Here is a 24,391-nt window from a genome sequence, read left to right as displayed (position 1 = left end):
TATTCTCGCATATCGGCGGGCATAAAGCGATTAATGTCGCCAGACGATAAAGTAACGGCTGTGAATCTCGCACAACTAGACCACCAGTCCGCGTCCCGGAAATCTGCATCCCCCCGCACTGTTGTCGTAGTGGGTTCGACAGGTTCGATTGGCACGCAAGCTCTGGAAGTGATCGCTGACAACCCAGACAAGTTCCAATTAGTTGGCCTTGCGGCAGGGGGCTCACGCATAGAGCTTTTTTGTCAGCAGGCACGAGATTTTTCGATTCCCGCAGATTTCCTCGCCATCGCTGATAACGACGTCGCGAGAAACGTTTCCCAGGAGCTCGGCGCAAACATCATGGGAGGCCCTGACTCTGCTGCTGCATTGTGCGCAGCCACGCAGGCTGATGTCGTACTCAATGCCATGGATGGTTCGCGGGGGTTGCCGGTTACTCTTGCGGCTCTCGAAGCGGGGTCCACGCTGGCGTTGGCGAATAAAGAATCATTGGTAGCTGGCGGTCGGTGGGTACTCGAAAAAGCTAACGAGGGTCAGATTGTCCCCGTTGATTCCGAGCATTCTGCCATGGCCCAGGCTCTGCGCTCTGGTCGTCGAGAAGAGGTCTCGCGTTTGGTACTAACAGCTTCTGGAGGCCCCTTTCGCGGTTGGAATCGTAGCCGTATGTGGGAGGTAACTCCGCAACAAGCGGCAGCACACCCGACCTGGTCGATGGGGCAGATGAATACGCTTAATTCGGCTACTTTGGTAAATAAAGGCCTGGAGCTGATCGAGGCTAGTTACTTATTCGATTTTCCTGCTAGCAGTATCGATGTGGTTGTGCACCCGCAGTCGATTGTGCATTCCGCGGCGACCTTTTATGATGGCTCGACGCTCGCACAGGCCTCACCGCCGTCAATGAAGCTGCCCATAGCACTCGCTTTAGCTTGGCCCGACCGGGTGCCACATGCGCAGCCGCCTTTGAAATGGCAGGATGCACAGTCTTGGGATTTTCTGCCCGTGGATAATGAGGCGTTTCCTGCTTTAAATTTGGCACGTATTGCTCTAGCCACCGACGGAATGCCGGCCGTATTCAACGCAGCTAATGAAGAAGCCGCCGGGGCATTTTTGCGCGAGCAAATCCATTTTCCGCAAATCGTTGACCTCGTTGGAGCGGTGATGGATATTTTTGCAGGAAGACCAGGGCCACTTGCTAGCAGTTTGGATGATGTTTATGAACTCGAAACTGCAGCCCGACGTGTCGCCCGTGAGCATATTGCAGCGCTGCACTAGTGGCTCAGCAGTATAGATCTAGAACAAAGACGTCTGAATTAACGTGCGGTTGAGGTAGAGTTTTCGCGATGGCTTTTATTCTTGGCATTTTCTTGTTTGCGCTGGGCATTGCGGCCACCATTGCCTTGCATGAAGCAGGACATATGGTTTCTGCCCGGGCATTTGGGATGCGCGTGCGTCGTTTCTATGTTGGGTTTGGCCCTTCGGTGTTCTCTTTTACTAAGGGACATACCCGATACGGTCTGGCAGCACTGCCGCTTGGTGGTTTTTGCGATATCGCGGGAATGACCGCGATGGATGAGATGGCCGAGGACGAAAAAGCGCACGCCATGTATTCCAAGCCAGCTTGGCAACGAATCGTGGTCTTGGCAGCCGGGCCGTTCGTCAATATTGTGCTCGGTTTGCTGATCTTGTTCTTAGTTGCTGCTAGCGCTGGGCTGCCAGATCCGCACGCTGATGTGCGCGCCACCGTTGGTGAGGTTACGTGCTCTGCAGACCAAAAAGTGCCCACCCAGTCTGATGAGCGTGTTGAGCTAGAAGATTGCACAGGGCAGGGAGCTGGTGGTCAAGCCGGGGTGCAGTCCGGAGATATTATCACTGGTTTCAACGGCGAAAAGCTTGATAACTTCATGGAGTTCCGCGATGAGGTGCAATCCCGGCCTGGGGAAACCATCACGTTGGATATCGAGCGTAACGGCCGTGAACTACAGTTGGACGTAGAACTAGATTCGGTGGTGCGTTATGACGCCGAGGGGCAACCACGAACCGTGGGATCGGTAGGTTTAGCAAGTGCTCCTTTGGACGTGCATCGGGAATACAGCGTTGCCGGGGCAATTCCAGCTAGTTTTGAATATTCCTGGTTTATGTTGCAAGCGACGGTTGAGGGGATCATTGCGTTTCCAAGCAAGATCCCAGCAGTCGCGGCTTCTATTTTCGGGGCCGAACGGGAACAGGACAGCCCAATAAGTGTGGTAGGTGCCTCACGTGCGGGTGGTGAGCTCGTCGAGCGTGAATTATGGCCAATGTTTTGGATGATGCTGGCAACACTTAACTTTTTCCTCGCACTGTTTAACATGATTCCATTACCGCCTTTCGATGGCGGTCACATTGCGGTAGTGCTGTGGGAAAAGGTTCGCAACCTGCTTCGCCGACTACGGGGACAAGAACCTGGCGGCCCAGCAAACTACGAGAAATTGCTGCCGCTGACGTACGGCATGGCTGCGATGCTGTTGACGGTAGGCGTCATCGTAATTATCGCGGATATCGTGAATCCAATCGCACTGTTTTAGCAATGGGTAGCACCAGCAGGCAGTGCTAGAATATTGCCAGCACATTCGCAATTTGCAAGGAGAATACATGCCAACTCCGATTGGACTCGGAATGCCGGAAGGTCCGCCGCCAACTCTGGCTCCGCGGCGGAAAACACGTCAGATTATGGTCGGTGATGTGGGAGTCGGATCGGATTATCCGGTTTCTGTGCAGTCGATGACGACAACGAAAACCCACGACATTAACGCTACGTTGCAGCAGATTGCCCAGCTTACGGCGACGGGCTGCGATATCGTCCGGGTTGCGTGCCCGAAGCCTGTCGACGCTGAGGCTTTGCCGGCGATTGCTAAGAAGTCTCCGATTCCGGTCATTGCGGATATTCACTTCCAGCCGAAATACATTTTCCAGGCCATTGATGCTGGTTGCGCTGCGGTGCGCGTTAATCCCGGCAATATTAAAGAATTCGATGGCCGCGTGAAAGAAGTTGCCAAGGCGGCAGGCGATGCGGGCATTCCCATCCGCATCGGTGTCAATGGCGGCTCGCTGGATAAGCGGCTGTTGGAGAAATACGGTAAAGCCACCCCAGAGGCCCTGGTCGAATCCGCCATTTGGGAGGCTTCTCTGTTTGAAGAGCACGGTTTCGGAGACATTGCTATTTCGGTGAAACACTCCGATCCGGTGCTCATGGTGGAGGCTTACCGTCAATTAGCTGCGAAAACGGATTACCCTTTGCATTTGGGCGTGACCGAAGCTGGTCCGTTGATGATGGGAACCATTAAGTCCTCGGTCGCCTTTGGTGCTCTGCTATCACAGGGAATTGGTGATACGATTCGCGTTTCTTTGTCTGCGGACCCGGTGGAAGAGATCAAGGTTGGTGAACAGATCCTGCAGGCAATGAACCTGAAGGAACGCAAATTAGAGATCGTCTCGTGCCCGTCTTGTGGTCGTGCCCAAGTGGATGTCTACAAATTGGCGGAAGAAGTTACTGAAGGCCTCGACGGTTTGGAATTCCCGTTGCGGGTGGCAGTGATGGGATGCGTCGTTAATGGCCCTGGCGAGGCCCGCGATGCAGATCTTGGTGTGGCATCCGGCAACGGGAAAGGCCAGATTTTTGTGAAGGGACAGGTCGTCAAAACCGTCCCAGAATCACAGATCGTCGAGACGCTGATTGAGCAGGCAAACATCATCGCTGAGGAGCAAGGTTTGGAAGCGCAAGAAGGCGCAAAGGCTGATGTGCGCGTCACTTCCTAAAACCATGCCTTTGGCGTGTTAGTCTTCTCGCTATGAAAAAGACGGTTGCGCTGCTGGTTTCTGCCGTTATTAGCGGCTCTACGCTGGTGGCGTGTACCCCGAAGCCTGCTTCTGCAGATCCAGTCGCCCAAGATTTTTTGGATGCGATGGCTGAGCGTGATGCGGAGGCTTTATCTGAGGTAATCGATAATCCTCAGAGTGCTGTGCAAGCAATCGATGAAACTTTCACCGGCTTGCAAGCAGAAGGCTTAACCACCACGCTTGCCGACGTTGACGTCAACGATTCCATCGCAACTGCCCGTTATTCCATGCATTGGAATCTCCCGCGTGATCGCGAATTGGTTTATGAAACAGAGATGACGCTGACTAAGGCCTCCGATGAGTGGACGGTCCGTTATAAACCGACTATTATCCACCCGGATCTGGGTGCTAACCAGCACTTGGAACTCCGCGCAGTAGAGGCAGCTCGTGCCAGCGTGGTTTCGTCAGACGGGGTGGAGCTCCTATCGCCGGGCGTATCGCACCGGTTGTTGGTTGATACTGCGCAGCTGGAAGATCCGCGTGCGGCTGCAGCACGCATCGCTAGCGCAGTCAATGCTGCTAGTGGGCGTGATACGACGATATCGCCCTTAGATGCCGGAGAACTAGCGTCATCATTAGAAAGCATCGACGGGATCTACTCAGTGGGAGTGTATTCTGCTGATGCAGGCCCAACGATCGTCGACGATCTTTCTGATATTCCCGGAGTTCGATTGAATGAAGAACCCGCGATGGTTCCTCTGGAAAAAGATTTTGCTCCGGACATTATGTCGCGCGTGACTCGCATCGTCGGCGATGATCTGGAAGGTGCGAACGGCTGGAAAGTTAGCGTGGTTAATCCCCACGGTGCTGCGCTTTCCGACGTGAGCGTGTATGAAGCAGATCCGGCCCCGGCACTAAAAATCGCGATCGATTACAACGTCCAGCGGGCTGCACAAGATGCCGTTGCACTGCGGCAGGATAAACAGACAATGTTGGTAGCCATGAGGCCGTCGACTGGTGAAATTCTTGCAGTCGCGCAAACGCCAGCAGCGGATAAAGACGGCGATATTGCGCTTAACGGGCATTACCCGCCTGGTTCTGTGTTCAAGATTATTACCGCGGCAGCCGGGATCGAGCACCAGGGGCTTAACCCACAAAACTCCGTGGGCTGCCCTGGGGTGATGAATATTCAGGGCCGTACCGTGGTCAACTACAACCAATTCTCGCTGGGCACAGTCCCGTTGCAGCGCGCATTCGCGGCATCGTGTAACACGACCTTTGCTGAGATGTCGACGAATCTTGCGCCGGGTGAATTGGAACAGACTGGCAAGAAATTTGGCCTGGGAATTGATTACGATATCCCGGGATTGGTAACTATCACCGGGGAAATCCCGGAAGGGGAAACTGCGTTTGAACGTACGGAAGCCGGTTATGGCCAGGGCCTAGATTTAGCTAGCCCATTCGGCTTTGCTTTGGTGTCATCGACGGTAGCTGCGGGGCATCGTCCTGTGCCGACGCTGATCGAAGGGCACGAAACTAAGCCGAGTGAAGAACTTCCTGGCCCATCCCCGGCAGCTATTGATGGCTTGCGCTCGATGATGCGGGAGGTCGTCGTTTCGGGAACTGCTGCGGGTATGCAAGCCGGTGGCACGATTCACGGAAAGACCGGTGAAGCGGAATATTCTGGGGGTTCGCATGCTTGGTTTACCGGGTTCCGAGACGACGACATTGCCTTCGCGACGCTGATCGTTGACGGGGGAGGTTCGACAACGGCGGTTAATGTCTCTGACCGTTTCTTCCAACGTCTTGATGAACTCCGGGCAGGGGCGGGTGCTTACGCGGAACCTGGTCCGCTTGAATAAGAATGAAGCGAGGTAAAGCACAGCGGTCTGTGACCTGCGTTTTGCTTAATTCATGTCAGGCAGTGAATCTATAGACAGACCGACAGCAACAACCGACCCTGGGACGTCTGAGACAGCAAATAACGCCCCGGCCTTGTTTAGAAGGATGTGCAGCGTTGAACTGGGTTGTGTCTTGTCACTCGGATTCGTGGCGTTGCTGCTGGTGCCTGGTTCACCAAGAATGCTACCTAGCTACTACCATGGGGAGTCATGACTCAACGTGGAAAGCTCTCCCCAGGCAAGCCAACTCCTCTCCGTACTGTTCCGGATAACATCGAGCGCCCAGAATACGTATGGAAGGACACTGTCCAAGAAAATATCGGTGAGCCGTTTATTCAAAAACCAGAAACCATTGAGGCTATGCGCGAATCTTGCGAGATCGCGGCCAACGCACTCGAAGAAGCTGGGCGGGCAGTTGCTCCGGGTGTGACCACCGACGAACTTGACCGCATTGCTCATGAATACATGTGTGACCATGGCGCTTATCCGTCGACCCTTGGCTATATGAGTTACCCGAAATCCTGCTGTACTTCACTCAATGAGATCGTCTGCCACGGGATCCCGGATACCACCGTGATTCAGGAAGGTGACATCGTCAATATCGACGTCACCGCATACAAAAACGGCGTTCATGGCGATACCAACCGTACGTTTTTGGCTGGTGAGGTATCAGAAGAACACCGGTTGCTTGTAGAACGCACGGAAGAAGCCATGATGCGCGCGATTAAGGTGGCGAAGCCAGGTAGGGAAGTCAATGTCATTGGACGCGTGATTGAATCCTATGCTAACCGTTTCGGCTACAACGTGGTGCGTGATTTCACGGGTCACGGCGTTGGGCCGACTTTCCACAATGGTCTGGTCATCTTGCACTACGATTCTGACCACTACCGGGATGTCCTAGAGCCGGGCATGACGTTGACTATTGAGCCAATGATCAACCTCGGATCGCTAGATTATGACGTTTGGGATGATGATTGGACTATCCAAAACTCTGACGGCAAATTCACAGCTCAATTTGAGCACACAATCGTCATCACTGACGACGGTAATGAGATTCTGACAAAGCCAACCATTTAAAGCCGACCGCCGACCATTTAAAGAATCAGCTAATGGCGCTGTTAATCGTGCTTGCAACGTCGGCAGCGCCATGATTGTGCGCAGGAATATATTGAAAATTCCAGCCTAGAATTCTAGGCCGAGGAGCGCGTTTTCCGTGAGTTCTGGCAGCGCTGGGTGAATCCAGTACTGCTTGGTTGCGACATCACGCACGTCTTGGTCAAAGGCCATCACCTGTACCATTTGTTGGATCAGAGTGGAGGCCTGCGCACCGAAGTAGTGCGCTCCGAGTAGTCGCCCGGTTTTGCGATCAGCAATCAGTTTGCATATACCCTGTGAATCATTCATGGCCCAGCCATAAGCGACGTCACCGTAGTTTTGTACCTTCACGGTGATATCGAAACCAGCTTCTTTGGCTTCGTCTTCGGTCATGCCGACGGCGGCAATCTGCGGATGCGTGAAAATTGCGGATGGGACGTGGTCGTGCGGCATTGGGCGCAGATCTTCTGGGTGCAGCATATTGTGCTTGAGCACGCGAGTTTCGGCGTTAGCAACGTGCTTCAGCATGTACGGCGAGGATACATCGCCGAGTGCCCAAACTCCGTCGGCGGTCGTGCGGCCGTAGTCGTCGACTTTCACACGTCCATCTTCGCGCATTTCAATGCCCGCGGTATCCAGATGCATTTGATCGCCGTTAGGCACGCGTCCTGTGGCGACCAGCAAGACATCTGCCTCCTGGGTGCTGCCGTCGTCGTAGGTTACTCGCACACCATGTTCAGTATTTTCCACATCCGTGATGTTCAGGCCAAAGCGGACATCGACGGCATCAGTCATCGCCTTGTTGAAGCGGGACTTGATGTCGTGATCCAAGTGTTTCAGTAACTCTTGGCCGCGAACTGCAACAGTGACGTTCGTGCCCAAACCGTGGAAGACATGTGCGAATTCCATAGCGATAAATCCGGCACCAACAATAATCATCGATTCTGGTTGCTTGTCCAGACGCATGATGTCTTCGTTGGTATAGAACTGTGCACCAGATTCGGCGATTGGCCTTGGAATCATTGGACGGGAGCCAGTAGCAATCACGATTTCATCGCCGGTAACGATGCAATCAGAACCATCAGCACCGGCACCTGTCACGGTCAGCGATTTTGGTCCGTTAAAAACTGCATGGCCGGCGTAGACGTCAATATTCGGGCATTCGTCCCCGCGGCGATATTCTTCGCCACCCTGTGCGATGAGGTCAATCCGGTTGGCGAATACGCGCTCTACGATGGAATTCCAGTCAACTTTGGTGATTTCACCGTGGATGCCCAGGTCTTGTGATGTGCGCGCTGCTAATGCAATATCCGCAGCATACACATACATTTTCGTTGGAATGCACCCGACATTGAGGCAGGTTCCGCCGAATCGATCCTTTTCGATAATCGCGATTGATTTATGTGCAAAATTCTCGTCTGGAATCGAATTTGCCGAGCCGGTACCGATGATCACCAGGTCATAATGCTTGGAGTGCTTAGGCTGTGCAGAATTATTCGTTTCGGATGATGTCATTGAAGATTCCGTGCTCATTAGTTTGTGATTGCTCCGTTTCGGTGTAGCCACTTCAGGGTAGTTTCGAATGCTTGTTCACGCACAGGCAGGCGGGAAAGAAATACATCGTGCATTGCTCCTTCTATAGGGGCAAGCGTGACGTCTGGCGCCAAGTGTGGCGTCCATGTCCACATGTGTTCAACGGCCAAGATGATATCGGCCTGGTGAGCTTTATCCATGGTGGAAGTTCCTACCGCTGATTGTGCTGACGACAATGTCAACACCGGAACTCCGGTATTTATTTCATCGCGGTGGATGCGGCCTTGTGCTTTGATGATTGCGCGGATCCAGCCCATATGCTTTTCGAAGCTGTGCAATGGCTTAAATCTTAAATCAATGTCCCATTCGCCGTCGTAGTTTTTGTGCAGTGAGCGACCATACAAGTCCATGACCCCACCTGGAAACGGGAGACCAGGAAACACCTTGCCGACGCCTGCCAGCACTGGGCGCGCGATTTTTGCCAAAATATCGGCGACTGGTAGCTCCATCCAGGGGCTATTCAGAATCAGGGCAGCGCAATATGCATGCAGCTGTGGTTTTTCCCGACGTAGGTAGTCAAGCCAGAGTGGCGCGATTAATCCGCCGGTCGAGTGGGCCAATGGGATGATGCGTTTGTTCGGCGCTTGGTTGTGTGCTTGTGCGATAAGTTCGGCTGCTGCATCAAGCTCTTCGTAATACTCTGCGACATCCAGGCAGTGGTGTGGTGTTTGGTCTGCGCGCAGAGAGCGACCGCATTTGCGTAAATCAAGCGCGTAGACGGCGAATCCGTGCTCGTGGAAGTAGTGTGCCACGTGCTGGTGAAAAAAGTAATCAGTGAGCCCATGAATCCATAAGATTGCCGGCCGGCTCGCCCAATCGTCGGCAAGGGGTTCAGAAGCAGGCACAACGGTATCCCGCTCGTGCGCGGTGGGGCGATGGGGCCCTGGGTAACGTACGAGTGTCGCATAAGCCGTGGTGTTTTCTGTTGGCTCGATTCCGAAATTGAACGTCAACTGCTCGAACGGGGCTCCTAGCAGGCTGTCGGTCTCCCAAGAGTTATGCATGGCAACAGTCTAGGTGCAAGATTCGATTTCGTGTTAGGTGCAGGCGTGGGTGAGGCAGTGTTTGTTGCGCAAGGAAATTCGTTTTGTGCTGCAGAAGATAATGTAGGGGATAAACATGCCACAGTTATTCGCGTATTAGCTCACACGGGGCGTATGGTAAAAGGCGAGTAAATTTTCGCTGTGCGTATCGCGAAGCGCTCAACTTTTCGGGCGTGGCCGTTTGCGCGTGGCGGAAGTGGTGCAATCGAATACGAAGAGGTAGTCAGGTGTCCAAAAACCCAAACCCGAAACCCACCGATGATGTAGACATTGTTCTTGTCGGCGGAGGAATCATGAGCGCCACGCTCGGCGCCATGCTCCGTGAACTGGAACCTAGTTGGTCACAAATGGTTATTGAGCGTCTGGATGCGCCGGCCATGGAATCCTCGTCGCCGTGGAATAACGCGGGCACTGGTCACTCCGCACTTTGCGAACTGAACTACACCCCAGAAAAGAACGGCACCATTGACCTGTCTAAGGCTGTGGGGGTGAACGAGAAGTTTCAGATTTCTCGTCAATTCTGGGCGCACCAGCTTAATAACGGAATCTTGTCGGATCCCAAGGAATTTATTAACAAAGTGCCACACGTGTCTTTTGGTAAGGGAACCGACCAGGTTGGTTATATCGAGCGCCGGTTTGCAGCACTGCGCGATAACCACATGTTCCCAGACATGAAGTTCACCGACGATCGCGATGAATTTGCGGAGAAGCTGCCTGTGATGGCGAGCGGCCGGAATGACAACGAAAAAGTTGCGATCTCTTGGACGGACAAAGGCACTGACATCAACTTTGGTGCCTTGACCAAGCAGTTCTTTACCGCAGCGAAGGCCGCTGGCACCGAAATGCGCTATGGGCACGAGGTTAAAAAACTTCATAAGGACGGAAACAAGTGGAAAGTAACCGTCAAAAATCTACACACTGGCGATACCAGCGTAGTGAAAGCCAACTTCGTGTTCGTGGGTGCCGGTGGTTACGCACTCGACCTGTTGCGTAAAGCAGGTTTGTCTGAGGTACATGGCTACGCAGGCTTCCCGGTCTCTGGTCTGTGGCTACGTTCGACGAACCCAGAGCTGATCGACAATCACTACGCCAAGGTCTATGGGCAAGCCATGACCAAAAATGCCCCACCAATGTCGGTTCCGCACTTGGACACCCGCGTGATCGACGGCAAGAAGGGCCTGATGTTTGGTCCGTATGGTGGTTGGTCGCCGAAGTTCCTAAAGAAGGGTTCTTATCTGGATCTGTTCAAGTCGATCCGCCCAGATAATATCCCTTCTTACCTGGGAGTTTCGGTTCAAGAATTTAACTTGACGAAGTACCTGATCACGGAAGTGATGCAGGACTTTGATAAGCGGATGGAAAACTTGCGTAATTACGTCCCAGACGCAAAGAACGAGGACTGGGAGATCGTTACGGCCGGCCAGCGCGTGCAGGTTATTAAGCCAGCAGCTCCACCGCGTTTCGGATCCTTGGAATTTGGTACTGCTCTGATTAACAACACTGAGGGATCGATCGCCGGCCTACTTGGTGCATCCCCAGGAGCTTCTATCGCGCCTGCCGCAATGCTAGAGCTGTTGGAACGTTGCTTCGGCGAGAAGATGATTGAGTGGGCAGACAAGATTTATGAAATGATTCCGTCCTACGGCACGAAGCTGTTCAAGGATGAGAAGATGTACCACGAATTGTGGGAGTTCACGCAGAAGACCCTGAAGCTGGAAGACTAGGGCAAAAACAAGCTGGAAAGCAGAATCATTCGAGCAACTCCAGCGGGCAGTCTTCCCCGAGGTAATTGATGGCATGAAGGGCTCGCACCGTTAGGTGCGAGCCCTTCATCTTCTGAAAACCTGTATGGCCTAAGTACCGCAGAAGGTTTGATACGTTGCGCTGAATTCTCGGGGCGCTGGCTTCAGGAATTCCGGCGGATGATTCCTGCCGAAAGGATGCGTTATGGCGTGGAGTAGCTGGTGGAAGGGCTCCAGATCGCCATCGGTCGCTGAGCTTAGCGCGTTTTCCACCAGATGGTTACGCGGAATAATCATCGGATGTAATCGTGCGAGTGCATGGGGGCTGGGGGCGTGATTGAGCCAGCGAGCAATCCATTCCCGAGCTGGTGTTGTATCACCGAGCTGGCGAGCGAGCACGCTAACCGGCGTTCTGGTGGTGTCGACTCCGGAAGCCGGGATTGTGTGCCCATTCCTGTCTGCCGCATCTACTAGAGCCCGGTGTGCCGAGGTTAAGTCCGGGCTCGTTTTGCCGACTAATTCGTAGAATTCGTCGGCAAGCTTGGCGTTATCTTCGCTGTATTCCACGCCGATCGCACGGCACCGCTCGGCATTATGTGCCTTACGCCAACGTTCTTGAAATGTGTTCATGGTTTCTTGTGCGAAGCCCACTGCCTCGTCTGGATCAGCGGCAAAGGTCGGCAACATTGCTTCGGCTAATCGGGCAAAGTTCCATCCGATGATCTGTGGTTGATTGCGGTAGCGGTATCGGCCACTGTGATCAATGGAAGAAAACACTGCATGCTCGTCAAATTCATCTATGAATGCGCATGGGCCGTAATCGATAGTCTCGCCGGATAACGTGGTGTTATCGGTATTCAGCACGCCGTGGATGAAACCTAAGCGCATCCATTGTGCGACGGTGGCTAATTGTGCATCGAGTGCGTGGTGAAAAACTTCGCGGGTATCAGCGGCGTCCGGGTAGTGACGATTACGGGTGTATTCTGCGAGTTTGCACACAAGCTCTTCGCCACCGGTTAGTTGGGCGTATTGAAAGCTGCCTATGCGGATATGTGAGTGTGCAACGCGTACCAACAGTGCGCCCGGGACTACGCGTTCGCGAGCAATTGCTCTGCCGGTAGAAATTACCGCCAACGAACGAGTCGTCGGTACACCTAGTGCGTGCATAGCTTCCGAGACCAAGTATTCGCGCAGCATTGGCCCGAGTGCGCCCCAGCCGTCGCCGCCGCGAGAGAATGCCGTTGGCCCGGAGCCCTTAAGATGAATATCACGTAGTTTGCCGGCGCCATCTCTCAGTTCTCCCAGCAGGAGGGCGCGCCCATCACCTAATCTGGGTGAGAACTGGCCAAACTGATGACCTGCATAGCCCATTGCTACCGGCTGTGCGCCTTCTGGCAGATGAGTCCCACACAAAAAGCCGATTCCTTCCGGGCTGCGCAACCAGCTTGGATCTAGCCCCAGCTCGTGGGCGAGCGGCTCATTGAGGCACACAATCTGAGGCGCTGGGGCCTTTGCAGCCCGCCAGTCGAGGCACAGATCGGGGAAATGATCAGCGAAGTCGTGGTGCAGATGCTGCACTGTTTATTTAATTCCTAATTGGGTTGCAATACGACCAGCAACAGCCAAGTCTAACCAAGGCATACCGGTGGTCTTAAAGACAATCGGGGATTCGCGGTGCAATGACTTGTCACCGGTGATGATGTCGCGCAGGGTGACTGCGTGGGAGAGGTCCGCACCTTCTTGCAATGCACGAGCGGCATCACCGCCGTACTTCAGAGTGACATCGCCACCTTCCAGGATGATCTGGGCTTTTTCCATGAAATTGGTGGTCAACTCGCGGTCGTTGGGGTTTCCGGCACCTAAAGCAACGACCAACGCATCGCTGCGGACTTCGTCGATATCCAGGTAGGCCTCGTGTGCAGAGGTGGAGCACACCACGACCTCAGCTTCCTTGGTAGCTTTTTTCGCTTCTTCGGAACCAATCTCTACCCAGTTGTCGAGGTCGCCCGGATTGTTACGGGAAATGAAGGTATAGCTCGGGTTGCGCTGCCCAAAATTATCGTCGATGGCTTCCTTATGTGCTCGTGCCTGCACGCCGGAGCCGAAGATGGCGACCTTGAGGTCTTCATCCCGGGCCTCAATAAAATCTTTGAAAGCGGCCATCGTCACGGCCGGGGTTCGTAGGTTGGTCAGTTCCGCACCATCAATAGAGAACAACGGACCGTAGGTGGTGTTGGAAAACAGTACGTAGGTGCCTTGTACAGTGTCACGGCCGCGGGATGGGTTGATGTGGGCGACCGTGATCAGCTTGGCCCCGAAATAATCCGGGTTGATCGCTGGCAGGAGGAGGAACTTCGCGTTATCTTCCTTGTCGACGACCGCGCGGGTTTTATCGAAATCATCGGCTGGGTCGAATCCATCCAGAATCGTTTGCCTTAGGGCATCGGCTGCGCTTTTTGGACTCATCAATTCGCGCAGTTTTCCTGCGCCGATGTGGAAGAAATCTTGAGTCATGAACGAATCTCCTTGCTATATGGACACAGTGCTATATGGTCGCGGTTTGCCCCGAGCTGCTTGGGTTCGCTGCCACCAAAGCGGGGGCTCCCAAAGTGTAGCGGGGGTCACGTTCATTCAGTCTAGCGGGAAAACGGTCGGCGGGTTGTAATTCGTTCAACAAGTTTTTCTTCCACAATTTATTGTGCAGCGCCTTAGTGCGTAGAGGAAACTACCAGCGTGAGCTCGTGGCAATTCTGCTTGTCGACGGGGCCTTCAACGTGCATACCGGCGGCCCGCGCGATATCTGCTATCTCGTCTGCTGAGCCCGGTCGTGCACCCGCAGCTGCCGCCAGAGCTAAAACTCTAGCTAGCTCCCCTTTGTAGTGTTTGTTAAAGTGCGAAACTACTTTCCGCGAACCATCTTCACGCAGGGTTTCTACTCTTACCGTAACCGCGGGGACACGGCCGAGTTGTTGGTAGGTGCCAGAGCGCAAGTCCACTATGAGCTCATCTCGTTGTTTTAACGCCGTGGAAATAGCCGAGCCCCAACGCTTTTTCATCGTGGGGGTGTCATCGCTGCTACGTCGCGGTAGCTTGCTGCTGCCGGAAAGGCGGTAGTAAGGAATCGGATCACTAGAGGACACAACACCAAAAAGTGCAGAGCCGATTGCAAGCGAATCCAGGGCGACATCTGGAAGAGTTCCCGGATCTAAAGCGTCGTAAAGCACACCGGTGTAACGCAAAATTGCTGGCATAGTCGTGGCTTGGTCTAGCTGCTGGTTGGCTTCTAGTTCCGGCCGCATTTTTTCTGAGACTCCAAGGACCGCAAACGCTTCTTCTATGGGTAATGCGCCGAGGTCCTGTGCGATATCTCGTCGGATCTCGTGCAAGCTCGGGAACGATAAGTTGGGCAAAGTGTCCCAGTTCAGTGGGGCGCCATCGCCGCCAAACGCTTTGGTTTCAGAAGGGGGAAGAACTATCAGCATGCCCCCATACTAGGCAGTAGTAACAGAATGTAAGCTAAGGGCCATGATCACACGTATGTCCACACTGTTTTTACGCACTTTGCGTGAAGACCCTGCAGATGCCGAGTTTGTTTCCCACAAGCTGCTTGTGCGTGCCGGCTATATTCGACGAGTCGCTCCAGGAATCTATACCTGGCTACCGTTGGGATTGAAAGCCCTACGCAGGTTGGAAAGTATCGTGCGGGAAGAAATGGACGCGATCGGTGGCCAAGAATTGCTGTTTCCTGCATTGCTACCGCGTGAGCCTTATGATGCTACCAACCGTTGGCGGGAATATGGCGACAACTTATTCCGCCTACAGGACCGTAAGAATGCCGACTTGCTTCTGGGCCCTACCCACGAAGAAATGTTTGCCACCGCAGTTAAAGACATGTTCGGCTCCTACAAGGATTTTCCGGTAACTCTGTACCAAATCCAAACCAAATATCGGGATGAGGAACGCCCGCGTGCGGGAATTTTGCGGGGCCGGGAATTTCTCATGAAGGATTCCTATTCTTTCGACCTCACCGATGAGGGGCTCGACGCTGCCTATCAGCGCCATCGCGACGCGTATCAGCGTATTTTCGATCGGGTGGGCATCGACTATGCCATTTGTCAAGCTACTTCCGGAGCCATGGGGGGTTCGGCTTCAGAAGAGTTCTTGGCAATTTCCCCGAGCGGTGAGGATACGTTTGTCAGTGCGGGCGACTACACGGCAAACGTGGAGGCCGTAACCACCCAACCTGGCGCAGAATCTGATCCGCTGGCCCGTCCAGCTGCGGAAGAACATGAGACTCCGGATGCTGAGACCATCGATGCTTTGGTGGAGTGGGCGAATAAGCAAGGAATCCGCATTGCGGAGCACGAGGTCACTGCTGCTGATACGTTGAAAACGGTGTTGGTGAAAATTCAGCAGCCAGCATCCGTGGCTACTGACGCCTCTCATGCTTCTGAAGCTGGTGACACTGATGGCACGCCGGGAGAACCAGAGTCCGAGTTGGTTGGCTTGTTAATTCCGGGTGATCGTGGGGTGGATATGAAGCGCTTGGAGGCCACTCTGGAACCGGCAACGGCAGAGCTGGCAGATGCCAAAGACTTTGCTGCACACGGCTTGGTTCGCGGCTACCTGGGCCCACGTGGGCTAGCAAGCGCGGGAATTCGCATATTGGCGGATCCGCGCGTGGTGCGTGGTACCAGCTGGATTGCCGGGGCTGATAAGAAAGACCACCATGTGGTGGGCTTGGTGGCTGGACGTGATTTCGAAATCTCGGAAACTATCGAAGCCGCGGAAGTTAAAGATGGAGACATCGCACCGAATGGCGAAGTACTTAGTATTCAGCGAGGCATTGAGCTAGGACATATTTTCCAGCTTGGTCGCAAATACACCGAAGCGTTTAAAGCCACTATCCTCGACGAAAATGGCAAGCAAGTGGTGCCTACCATGGGCTCATACGGAATTGGTGTTTCCCGCATGTTGGCAGTGCTGGCGGAGCAAAACCACGATGATAAAGGCTTGATCTGGCCTGCCGCTGCAGCGCCGTACCAGGTACATGTGACGGTGGCTGCAAAGGGTGAGGAGGCGCAGCAGGCCGGCGATCGGTTGGTCACTAGCCTGTCTGACCACGGAATGGACGTTCTTTACGATGATCGCCCGAAAGTCAGCCCTGGCGTGCGTTTTAAAGATGCTGAGTTGTTAGGAATGCCGTTAATCGCCGTCGTCGGGCGCGCATATGCAGAAGGAAAAATCGAATTGCGTATTCGCGGCGGCGAAACCTTGCAAGTGACTGAGGAAGAAATCGTCGCTAAGATCATTGAGCTACTCGGGCATGACCGTCAAGCTCAGCCAATGGTGTAAAAGCTTCACTGGGAGTGGCGTTTGACGACGCCGACTTTCCCAGCGACGCCGACTTTTCCAGCTATAGCAGCTAAACGTTGATGGTGCCGCGGATGATCGGGGTAACTTTTCCGCCGACCCAGATTTCGGAATCAATGTTGATATCAATCTCACCGTTGAATCCGATGCGTGAACCTTGCTTCGCGCGGTAGCGCTTCGGAACAGCGTTTTTTGCGTGCAGAAACTGCGCGATGGCTGCATTGGCAGATCCTGTTACAGGGTCTTCGTGCGAGCCGTGCACCGCGCGCACCTCGAGAATCGCGTCGCCTTCCGAGGCATCGCCGGCATCAGCGACAAATTCTTCATCTATTGCGCCAACGATCGGTTGCGCGTGTTGGTGGGTGACGGATTCTTCGAAACCAAAAATTGCCATGTTCACGTCACCGTGGGTGCGGGCCTTGATGCGGCGTACCGCGTCGGCGTTCTTCAGCTGGATCAACGCCCAGCCTGGTCCGTTGTCGCCCCAGGAGTGGTCGATAATGTCGTAATGGGAGATCCCCAGGGCGCGCACGATGGTTCCAATAGTGTTGTCATCGAGTGGCCCGGTGCGGCGCAATTCGGGGGCAGAAAAGTACCATTTGCCAGCCTCTTCGCGCACACAAACGGTGCCGGCTTGGCATTGCTGCGAGATTTCGGTTTTGTCGCTGCCGCCAAACTCTCGCCAAGCAAATGCTGCGCCGAGCGTTGGATGTCCAGCGAATGGCAGCTCCCGGTCAGGCGTGAAAATGCGTACCTGGTAATCTGCGTGTGCGTCATCGTCGGCGGCGCATAAAAAAGCGGTCTCAGAAAGCCCTGTCCACCTGGCTATGTCTTGCATTTGTTCGGCGCTAAGCTCATCGGCGTTGTTGACTACAGCCAAGGGGTTTCCGGTGAAAGCGCTAGTGTTAAAAACATCTAACTGCAGAAAATCATGGGTACTCATGCCGCCAGTCTAACCATGATTGCTTTTAGTTTCGGCGGCAAAAAGCACGGCGAGTTTCTGCCATGAAGCATCAGTGGCCTCGACAGCCTGCTGTTTCCAGCGTTGAGAGGTCTCTTCCAGTGCATGAGTGACGAACTGCTGAGCGTTTGCGTCGTTGAGCCCCTCAGGAAAATTTCCGGTGTGGTACGCCAGAGCACGTTCAGGTGTGGCGATGCCATGCTGGCGCAAAAGCGCTAAGCGAGCATCTGATTGCGCTGCGGCCTCGTCGATGCGTTGTGCATCTTCACCTGAACTAAAGGCGCGTGCCATTTCCAAGCCATAACCGAGACGATATTCCCAATCCACTAGCGCATCCCAGTTGGCAGAAGTAGCGGGCGGTGCTAGTGGCAGCTTTTCTGCGGTCAACTCCACCGTAGCTTCGTGGTCGCCTATAGTTTCGGCGAGCGCGACAGCTTGTTCAATCAGCAGAGGGTACGACTGTTGCGGGGCGTCGGCAAGTGCTGCTAAAAACTGGTCCAAAGCCTGTTCAGGGGTGGTTGCTACGGCATGCTCTTCGTCGTAGTTGCTGCGTTGCGCACGATCAATTTCGCAGGTGGTTGGGGAGGTACCATCGGGATAATGGCCACAGATACGTGCAATTTCTTCGAATATTGCACTAGCCTGCCCGGCGCGTAATTCCGATAGTCCCGGGTGGGATTCGGCAAAGTTCGCAGCTTCATCTTCGGCGCTGAATGCCATTTTGACCAGCGCGGAGTCAGGTTCGGGGCCAAAATTCTCTGCGATGGAATCGAGCGAGAAGTTACAACCGCTCAGGGCTAGGCCCACAGCGATAATCGAAGCTGCGATGCCGGTGCTACGGAGATGGTTGTTGGGGTTCACAGCAAATAGGTTACCGCTGACGGTTAGGCTAGTGGGCATGGCATTCCCGTCGACGCGACAATTAGAAGATGTTCTTAGCCCGATTGCTCATGCGCAGCAACTAGATATTGAGCACATTAAAATTACCCGCGCGGGTAAAAAATCACAGGTTGGGGTCTACCTTGATGGAGATCAGCGGCCTGGTTCAGACATGTTGGAGCAACTTTCACAGCAAATCGGGGAAGAGCTCGATGCCCGCGAAGAAGCCGGAGAAATGAGCTTTGGCCCTGGCTACACCCTGGAGGTTTCTACTCCTGGGTTGGATATGCCGCTGACTCATCCGCGGCATTGGCGACGCAACCGGCACCGTTTGGTAGCGATTCAGCTTAGTGGGCAGGGTACGGCCGAGGTCTGGCGTGTTGGTGCGCTTGCCGACGACGAGACTGCGGTAATTCTGGTGCCCACAAAACAATCGGGTGTCGGGCCAGCTGGTTCTGGGGCTAAGAAAGGGGGCGGACAGGCGAGCGCTAAAACGCGCCGTACCCCGGTCGCCCTGGAATTAGCGCCAACGGTGCACGCGGTGGTAGAAATTGAGTTCTCGCAGCCGCCGCATGCAGAGTTGGAGCTGACGCGACAACCCTTTGGCGGGGTAGAAATATCGGAGCGGCTCGCGATAAACCCGAACGCAGATGATGAAACGATCAGCAGCAATAACCAAAGCACAGCCGAAATGGACAGCACAGACTAGGACGATCACAAGTGAATATTGATCTCAACGCATTACGCAGCATTGAAACTGAAAAAGGCATTCCGTTTGAGGAATTGCTGGAAACTATCGCCCGAGCATTGCTTGGCGCATACCGTGAATACCGCGGAATGGAAGAAGATCTATCCGGAGCCGGTAAAGCCAATCGTGCGCGGGCGGCGGCCGCAGGAGTAGACGGGCCGACCGACCGTGCACGCATCGACATTGACACGAATACAGGTATGGCCACGGTGATCGTGCAAGAGGTTGACGCTGCAGGTGAAGTGGAATCAGAATATGATGACACTCCAATTAATTTCTCTCGTATCGGTGCTCCTGCCGTTCGTAACGCAATTGTCCGTAAATTGCGAGAAGCGGAAGCCGGGCGCACTTTTGAAACTTATTCCGAGACCGAAGGACGTGTGGTTTCCGGAGTAGTGCAGGCGGATGCACGCGCAAACGAGCGTGGCATTGTCGTCGTTGAGCTAGGAACTGAGATCGATGCCCAGGACGGAATCTTGCTTCCTGCGGAACAAGTACCCGGCGAAAAACTAAAGCACGGTGACCGCGTCAAGGCCTATGTCGTTGGCGTGAACCGGCAAAATACCAATGTGCAGGTGAACTTGTCGCGTACCCATCCTGACTTGGTGCGCGGCTTGTTTGAACTTGAGGTTCCGGAAGTTGCCGATGGAAGTGTGGAGATCCTTTCTATTGCCCGCGAAGCTGGGCACCGGACAAAAATTGCGGTGCGCGGTAATGCCAAAGGTTTAAACCCGAAAGGTGCATGTATTGGCCCGCGTGGACAGCGTGTGAACAATGTCATGCGCGAGTTAGGTGGAGAAAAGATCGACATTATCGGTTATTCCGAAGACCCAGCCGTCTATGTAGGTAACGCGTTGGCGCCGTCGAAAGTTGTGAAATCCGAGGTGCTTGACGAACATGAGCAGCAAGCTCGTGTGGTAGTTCCGGATTATCAACTGTCGCTAGCCATCGGTAAAGAGGGGCAAAATGCGCGTCTGGCTGCGCGTTTGACTGGCTGGAAGATTGATATTCACTCCGATAAGGAACAATTGGAGCCACTGGAGCAGGTTCGCGCCAGGGTGCAGCAGGCTGCTGCGGATAAACAAGAGGCCGAGGAACTTGCCGACGGATTGCCCGAAGAAAAGACGGGCAACGCTCCGGCAGCTGTAGTTAGCAGTGACGGTGTGGAATATCGCGGAGCGGATTTTCCAAGCGCTTCGGCTGAGGGAACAGAAAGCTAACTAGTTCGCCAAGTTCACCTTTTGCCTGCTTTCTATTAGACTGGGCTATTGCGTGCAGAGCGACTGCAGGCGAGTACGTGCGTCAATATAGCGAAGGGATGCGATGAGTAAAGGTATGAACCCAGTTCGAACCTGCATCGCTACCCACAAACGTTTCGACGATGCTCACCTGCTTCGTATGGTGATTGACCCCAATGATCACCACCGCATTCTTGCGGACCCTGGCCGCGGTCTACCCGGCCGCGGAGCATGGATCACGCCGGAGTTGTCTGCACTCGAAAAGGCGCTGCAACGTCGCGCTTTCGCGCGTGCGTTCAAAACATCCAGGAAACTGGATGCTGGTCATGTACGGACGTACCTGGAAGCCCGCGCCGCTTCACCGACTAGAGAATGTAAGGAAGACCGACACTGATGAGCGCTCAACCATGAAGTTGCATCAGCGATGAAAGTCACTAGCACACACTAGGGGTCACAAGGGTTTCTTGGGCCTCTAGTAAACAACAGAGGAGTCAAGTGCCCGGAAAGTTACGAGTGCACGAGCTAGCTAAACAGCTCGGCATTACCAGTAAAGAACTATTAGCGACGCTGAAAGAAAAAGGCGAATTTGTCAAAACAGCGTCATCGACAATTGAACCGCCTGTCGTGAAGAAGATGCGCGCTCACTATGAGCAGAATGCAGCTAACGAAACTGGTGGGGCAGCACAAGCTGCTACGCAGAAGCCACAAAACCAGGCTAAGCCTGGTACAGGGCCTGGTGCAGGCCAAAAAGCCACTTCGGCTGCACCGAAACCTGGAGCTGCGAAACCGGCGCAACCGAAACCCGCACAAGGCGCCGCAGGAGTACCAAAACCAGGCCAGGAACGTCCAGCAAAGCCTGGCGCACAGGCTGCTCGTGCACCGAAGCCAGGGCAGCAGCGGCCTACGAAGCCTGCGAAGAACCAGCAGGCGGCAGCACAACCTTCATCGAAACAAGCTTCCGTGGGTGCAGATAAGCGTCCAGCACCACGGCCAGGTGCCAATGCACCTAAGCCAGGCGCCGCTAAACCAGGGCAAGCTAAACCCGGTCAACCAAAACCGGGACAGGCTAAACCCGGTGCGCCGAGCCCAGGGAACTCGATGCCACGCCCAATGCCGAAGCCAGGTGGCCGGCCGAAGATGGCGAACAACCCATTCTCTTCGGGTGCTGGCGATGACCGTGCGAAACCAGGGCCACGTCCTGGAGGGTCGAAGGGCTCGAAGCCGGGACAAGGGCAGGGCAAACCCGCTCGTGATGGCGGTTCCAAGCCACGTGATAATCGTTCCGGCTCCTCGAATGAACGTAGCGGTGGTGGACGTCGTCCGACCCCAGCTATGATGCCGGCAACTCCAAGTCCGGCGGCGATGCCGAACAAGCAATCTGGTGGCGGACGTGGACGCGGAAAAGCCGCGCCAGGTGGTGGCCCAGGTCGTGGTGGTCCACCAAGTGGATTCCGCGGTGGTCGTGGTGGTCGCCGTGGCGGCACCGCTGGTGCATTCGGTCGTCCAGGTGGTCCTCCACGTCGTGGTAAGAAGTCTAAGCGCCAGAAGAAGGCGGAGTACGAGGAGCTGCACGCACCAAACGTAGTTGGTGGTGTGCGCTTGCCGGACGGTAAGGGTAAGACCATTCGCCTGCGCCGTGGCGCATCGGTATCGGACTTTGCGGAAAAGATTAATGCAGATCCAGCTGCTTTGGTCCAAGCTCTGTTCAACATGGGTGAAATGGTCACAGCTACGGCTACGGTTTCGGAAGAAACCCTGCAGTTGCTAGCTGCCGAGATTAACTATGAAGTGCAAGTTGTCTCGCCAGAAGACGAAGACCGTGAGCTGTTGGAATCGTTCGACCTGCAGTTCGGCGAGGATGAAGGCGACGAGGAAGATCTCGCGAAACGCCCTCCAGTCATTACCGTTATGGGTCACGTCGATCACGGTAAGACCAGATTGTTGGATACCATCCGTAAGACCAACGAAGGTGAGGGCGAAGCTGGCGGTATTACCCAGGGCATCGGCGCTTACCAGACCGAGGTCACTGCCGAAGGTAAACAGCGTACTCTGACCTTCCTGGATACTCCAGGTCACGAGGCATTTACTCAAATGCGTGCTCGTGGCGCGAAAGCTACTGACCTGGCGATCTTAGTGGTTGCTGCCGACGATGGCGTTATGCCACAGACCATTGAGGCGATTAACCACGCCAAGGCCGCTGACATTCCAGTGGTTGTGGCAGTGAATAAGATCGATAAGCCAGAAGCACAACCTGATAAGATCCGTGGTCAGCTGACTGAATATGGTCTTATTCCGGAAGAATATGGTGGAGACACCATGTTCATCGATATCTCTGCCCGGCAGGGAACGAACATCGATGAGCTTCTGGAAGCGGTAGTTCTGACTGCAGATGCAGCACTAGAGCTGACCGCGAATCCGGACATGAACGCGCAGGGTCTGGCGATCGAGGCAAACCTGGACCGCGGACGTGGCCCTGTCGCCACTGTGATTGTCCAGCGCGGTACCTTGCATGTTGGAGATTCCATCGTCGTCGGCGATGCTCACGGCCGTGTGCGTCGTATGGTCGACGAGTTTGGAAATGACGTGGAAGAAGCTGGACCTTCGCGTCCGGTGCAGGTACAGGGACTTAATGGCGTACCAGGCGCTGGTGACTCCCTGTTGGTGGTAGAAGACGACCGGGTTGCGCGTCAGATTGCTGCGCAGCGTGATGCCCGCCGTCGTTCTGCAATCCAGGCCAAGACGAAGAAGCGCGTTTCTTTGGAAGATTTGGACAAGGTGCTGAAGGAAACCAGCACGCTGAACCTGATCTTGAAGGGCGACAACGCAGGTTCCGTCGAGGCTCTGGAAGATGCGTTGCTGCAGATCGATATCGACGACGAAGTCGAGCTGAACATCATCGACCGTGGCGTTGGTGCTGTTACACAGACCAACGTATCTTTGGCTGCTGCTTCGGATGCCGTTATCGTGGCATTCAATGTCCGCGCCGAAGGTAAAGCTACCGAAGCTGCCAACCAAGAAGGCGTCGATGTGCGCTACTACACCGTTATCTACCGCGCGATCGAAGAGATTGAGCAAGCCCTCAAAGGCATGCTCAAGCCGATTTTCGAAGAGCGCGATACCGGTGAAGCCGAAATCCGTGCGCTGTTCAAGTCTTCCGCGGTTGGCCTTATCGCCGGCTGTATGGTTAACGAAGGCTCGGTCAAGCGCAACGGTAAGGCGCGCATCTTGCGTGACGGTAACGTCATCGCGCCGAATGCCACGATCGAGTCTTTGCGTCACGAAAAGGACGATATGACCGAGATCAAGGCCGGTTATGAGTGCGGTATGACCCTGTCGTATCCCGACATTGCGGTTGGCGATATCATCCAGGCTTACGAAGAGGTAGAAGTCCCACGAGACTAGTACCTGTTCAAGTAGCGATCGCGGGCAGTAACCTGACTGTCGCGCTATTGCTCACTTATGATGCTGGCTAGCACACCCACCCGAATTGCCTCACCGGCAACGGGTGGGTGTTTTTCGTCTGCGCTAAAATATCAGCAGTTAAAACTTATTTATGTGAAAGGCGGCTAGATCATGGCAGATAATGCGCGTACCGGTCGAATTGCGAAGCGAATCCAAGAAATTGTGGCAAGTGCCTTGGAACATCAGATTAAGGACCCGCGGTTGGAGCTCATCACGGTTACGGATACCCGGGTAACTGGTGACCTGCATAACGCTACGGTGTATTACACCGTACGCGGACGCGATATCAGCGAAGAACCTGATCTCGAGCAGGCGGCACAGGCGTTGCACCGACACCGGGGACAACTGCGCAAAATCGTTGGAGATGTGCTTTCAGTACGGTTTACACCGACCCTTGAGTTCGAGTTCGACGAAGTCCCACAGGCTTCTGCACATATGGAAGGCTTGTTAGCGAAAGCAAAAGCTCGTGACGAAGAACTGGCTAGATTGCGTGAACAGGCCCGCCCGGCAGGTGAGGCGGATCCCTACAAAGAATCCGAATAATAG

18 protein-coding genes and 1 pseudogene are annotated in these 24,391 nt (G+C 54.5%); 12 read left to right on the top strand and 7 right to left on the bottom strand.

The window, feature by feature from the left end:
- The first annotated feature begins 60 nt into the window (after positions 1–60).
- From dxr to map, 5 genes are all read left to right on the top strand, one after another.
- Entirely contained in the window at positions 61–1,269 is a 1,209-nt protein-coding gene (gene dxr / locus L9H78_RS06365) for a 1-deoxy-D-xylulose-5-phosphate reductoisomerase (RefSeq protein WP_249619592.1), read from the top strand.
- Between the two features lie 68 nt (positions 1,270–1,337).
- Complete coding sequence (locus L9H78_RS06360; RefSeq protein ID WP_249619591.1) at positions 1,338–2,558, top strand: M50 family metallopeptidase; 1,221 nt, start codon at positions 1,338–1,340, stop codon at positions 2,556–2,558.
- Between the two features lie 67 nt (positions 2,559–2,625).
- The gene (ispG, locus tag L9H78_RS06355) at positions 2,626–3,789 is read left to right on the top strand and encodes a flavodoxin-dependent (E)-4-hydroxy-3-methylbut-2-enyl-diphosphate synthase (protein ID WP_249619590.1); all 1,164 of its coding nucleotides are present in this window, start codon (positions 2,626–2,628) and stop codon (positions 3,787–3,789) included.
- Positions 3,790–3,821: 32 nt separating this feature from the next.
- Positions 3,822–5,672 carry a penicillin-binding transpeptidase domain-containing protein gene (locus tag L9H78_RS06350; RefSeq protein ID WP_249619589.1) on the top strand — a complete coding sequence of 617 codons (1,851 nt, stop codon included), beginning with the start codon at positions 3,822–3,824 and terminating at the stop codon, positions 5,670–5,672.
- A 249-nt stretch (positions 5,673–5,921) separates the two neighbouring features.
- Positions 5,922–6,788 carry a type I methionyl aminopeptidase gene (gene map / locus L9H78_RS06345; RefSeq protein ID WP_249617315.1) on the top strand — a complete coding sequence of 289 codons (867 nt, stop codon included), beginning with the start codon at positions 5,922–5,924 and terminating at the stop codon, positions 6,786–6,788.
- Between the two features lie 105 nt (positions 6,789–6,893).
- Here the strand turns inward: map and mtr are convergent, their stop codons facing one another.
- Together mtr and L9H78_RS06335 are read right to left on the bottom strand one after the other, a co-directional pair.
- Complete coding sequence (mtr, locus tag L9H78_RS06340; protein WP_249619588.1) at positions 6,894–8,321, bottom strand: mycothione reductase; 1,428 nt, start codon at positions 8,319–8,321, stop codon at positions 6,894–6,896.
- A gap of 17 nt (positions 8,322–8,338) precedes the next feature.
- The gene (locus tag L9H78_RS06335) at positions 8,339–9,403 is read right to left on the bottom strand and encodes an alpha/beta hydrolase (protein ID WP_249619587.1); all 1,065 of its coding nucleotides are present in this window, start codon (positions 9,401–9,403) and stop codon (positions 8,339–8,341) included.
- A gap of 266 nt (positions 9,404–9,669) precedes the next feature.
- Here L9H78_RS06335 and mqo point away from each other — a divergent pair, with 266 nt between their 5' ends.
- Entirely contained in the window at positions 9,670–11,166 is a 1,497-nt protein-coding gene (mqo, locus tag L9H78_RS06330) for a malate dehydrogenase (quinone) (protein WP_283775181.1), read from the top strand.
- Positions 11,167–11,295: 129 nt separating this feature from the next.
- Here mqo and L9H78_RS06325 read toward each other — a convergent pair whose 3' ends face one another.
- From L9H78_RS06325 to yaaA, 3 genes are all read right to left on the bottom strand, one after another.
- Entirely contained in the window at positions 11,296–12,762 is a 1,467-nt protein-coding gene (locus L9H78_RS06325) for a protein adenylyltransferase SelO (protein ID WP_249619586.1), read from the bottom strand.
- A gap of 3 nt (positions 12,763–12,765) precedes the next feature.
- Positions 12,766–13,698 (bottom strand): ornithine cyclodeaminase family protein, encoded by a 933-nt coding sequence (locus L9H78_RS06320; protein ID WP_249619585.1) that lies wholly within the window; start codon positions 13,696–13,698, stop codon positions 12,766–12,768.
- A 194-nt stretch (positions 13,699–13,892) separates the two neighbouring features.
- Positions 13,893–14,666 (bottom strand): peroxide stress protein YaaA, encoded by a 774-nt coding sequence (gene yaaA, locus L9H78_RS06315; protein ID WP_249619584.1) that lies wholly within the window; start codon positions 14,664–14,666, stop codon positions 13,893–13,895.
- A gap of 43 nt (positions 14,667–14,709) precedes the next feature.
- On the opposite strand from yaaA, the gene L9H78_RS06310 reads away from it, so the two are divergent.
- Positions 14,710–16,539: a proline--tRNA ligase gene (locus L9H78_RS06310; protein ID WP_249619583.1), complete on the top strand. Its 1,830-nt coding sequence runs from the start codon at positions 14,710–14,712 to the stop codon at positions 16,537–16,539.
- Positions 16,540–16,609: 70 nt separating this feature from the next.
- Here the strand turns inward: L9H78_RS06310 and L9H78_RS06305 are convergent, their stop codons facing one another.
- Both L9H78_RS06305 and L9H78_RS06300 read right to left on the bottom strand, forming a co-directional pair.
- Entirely contained in the window at positions 16,610–17,500 is an 891-nt protein-coding gene (locus tag L9H78_RS06305; RefSeq protein WP_249617308.1) for a PhzF family phenazine biosynthesis protein, read from the bottom strand.
- A 9-nt stretch (positions 17,501–17,509) separates the two neighbouring features.
- Positions 17,510–18,418 carry a hypothetical protein gene (locus L9H78_RS06300; RefSeq protein WP_249619582.1) on the bottom strand — a complete coding sequence of 303 codons (909 nt, stop codon included), beginning with the start codon at positions 18,416–18,418 and terminating at the stop codon, positions 17,510–17,512.
- Here L9H78_RS06300 and rimP point away from each other — a divergent pair.
- The 5 genes and pseudogenes from rimP to rbfA form a co-directional block, all read left to right on the top strand.
- Positions 18,417–19,001: pseudogene (gene rimP, locus L9H78_RS06295) on the top strand (ribosome maturation factor RimP); the annotation flags it as partial. The gene L9H78_RS06300 and the pseudogene rimP sit on opposite strands and share 2 nt — an antisense overlap.
- Before the next feature lie 116 nt (positions 19,002–19,117).
- Positions 19,118–20,365: a transcription termination factor NusA gene (gene nusA / locus L9H78_RS06290; RefSeq protein WP_249619581.1), complete on the top strand. Its 1,248-nt coding sequence runs from the start codon at positions 19,118–19,120 to the stop codon at positions 20,363–20,365.
- Positions 20,366–20,468: 103 nt separating this feature from the next.
- On the top strand, positions 20,469–20,777 hold the full coding sequence (locus L9H78_RS06285) for a YlxR family protein (protein WP_021352659.1): 309 nt from the start codon (positions 20,469–20,471) through the stop codon (positions 20,775–20,777).
- A gap of 101 nt (positions 20,778–20,878) precedes the next feature.
- The gene (infB, locus tag L9H78_RS06280; RefSeq protein WP_249619580.1) at positions 20,879–23,785 is read left to right on the top strand and encodes a translation initiation factor IF-2; all 2,907 of its coding nucleotides are present in this window, start codon (positions 20,879–20,881) and stop codon (positions 23,783–23,785) included.
- Positions 23,786–23,956: 171 nt separating this feature from the next.
- Entirely contained in the window at positions 23,957–24,388 is a 432-nt protein-coding gene (rbfA, locus tag L9H78_RS06275) for a 30S ribosome-binding factor RbfA (RefSeq protein WP_249617304.1), read from the top strand.
- Positions 24,389–24,391: the final 3 nt, after the last annotated feature.

This window comes from Corynebacterium pseudodiphtheriticum (genome assembly GCF_023509295.1).
Lineage (GTDB): Bacteria > Actinomycetota > Actinomycetes > Mycobacteriales > Mycobacteriaceae > Corynebacterium > Corynebacterium pseudodiphtheriticum.
This window is presented reverse-complemented; position numbering and strand designations above follow the sequence as displayed.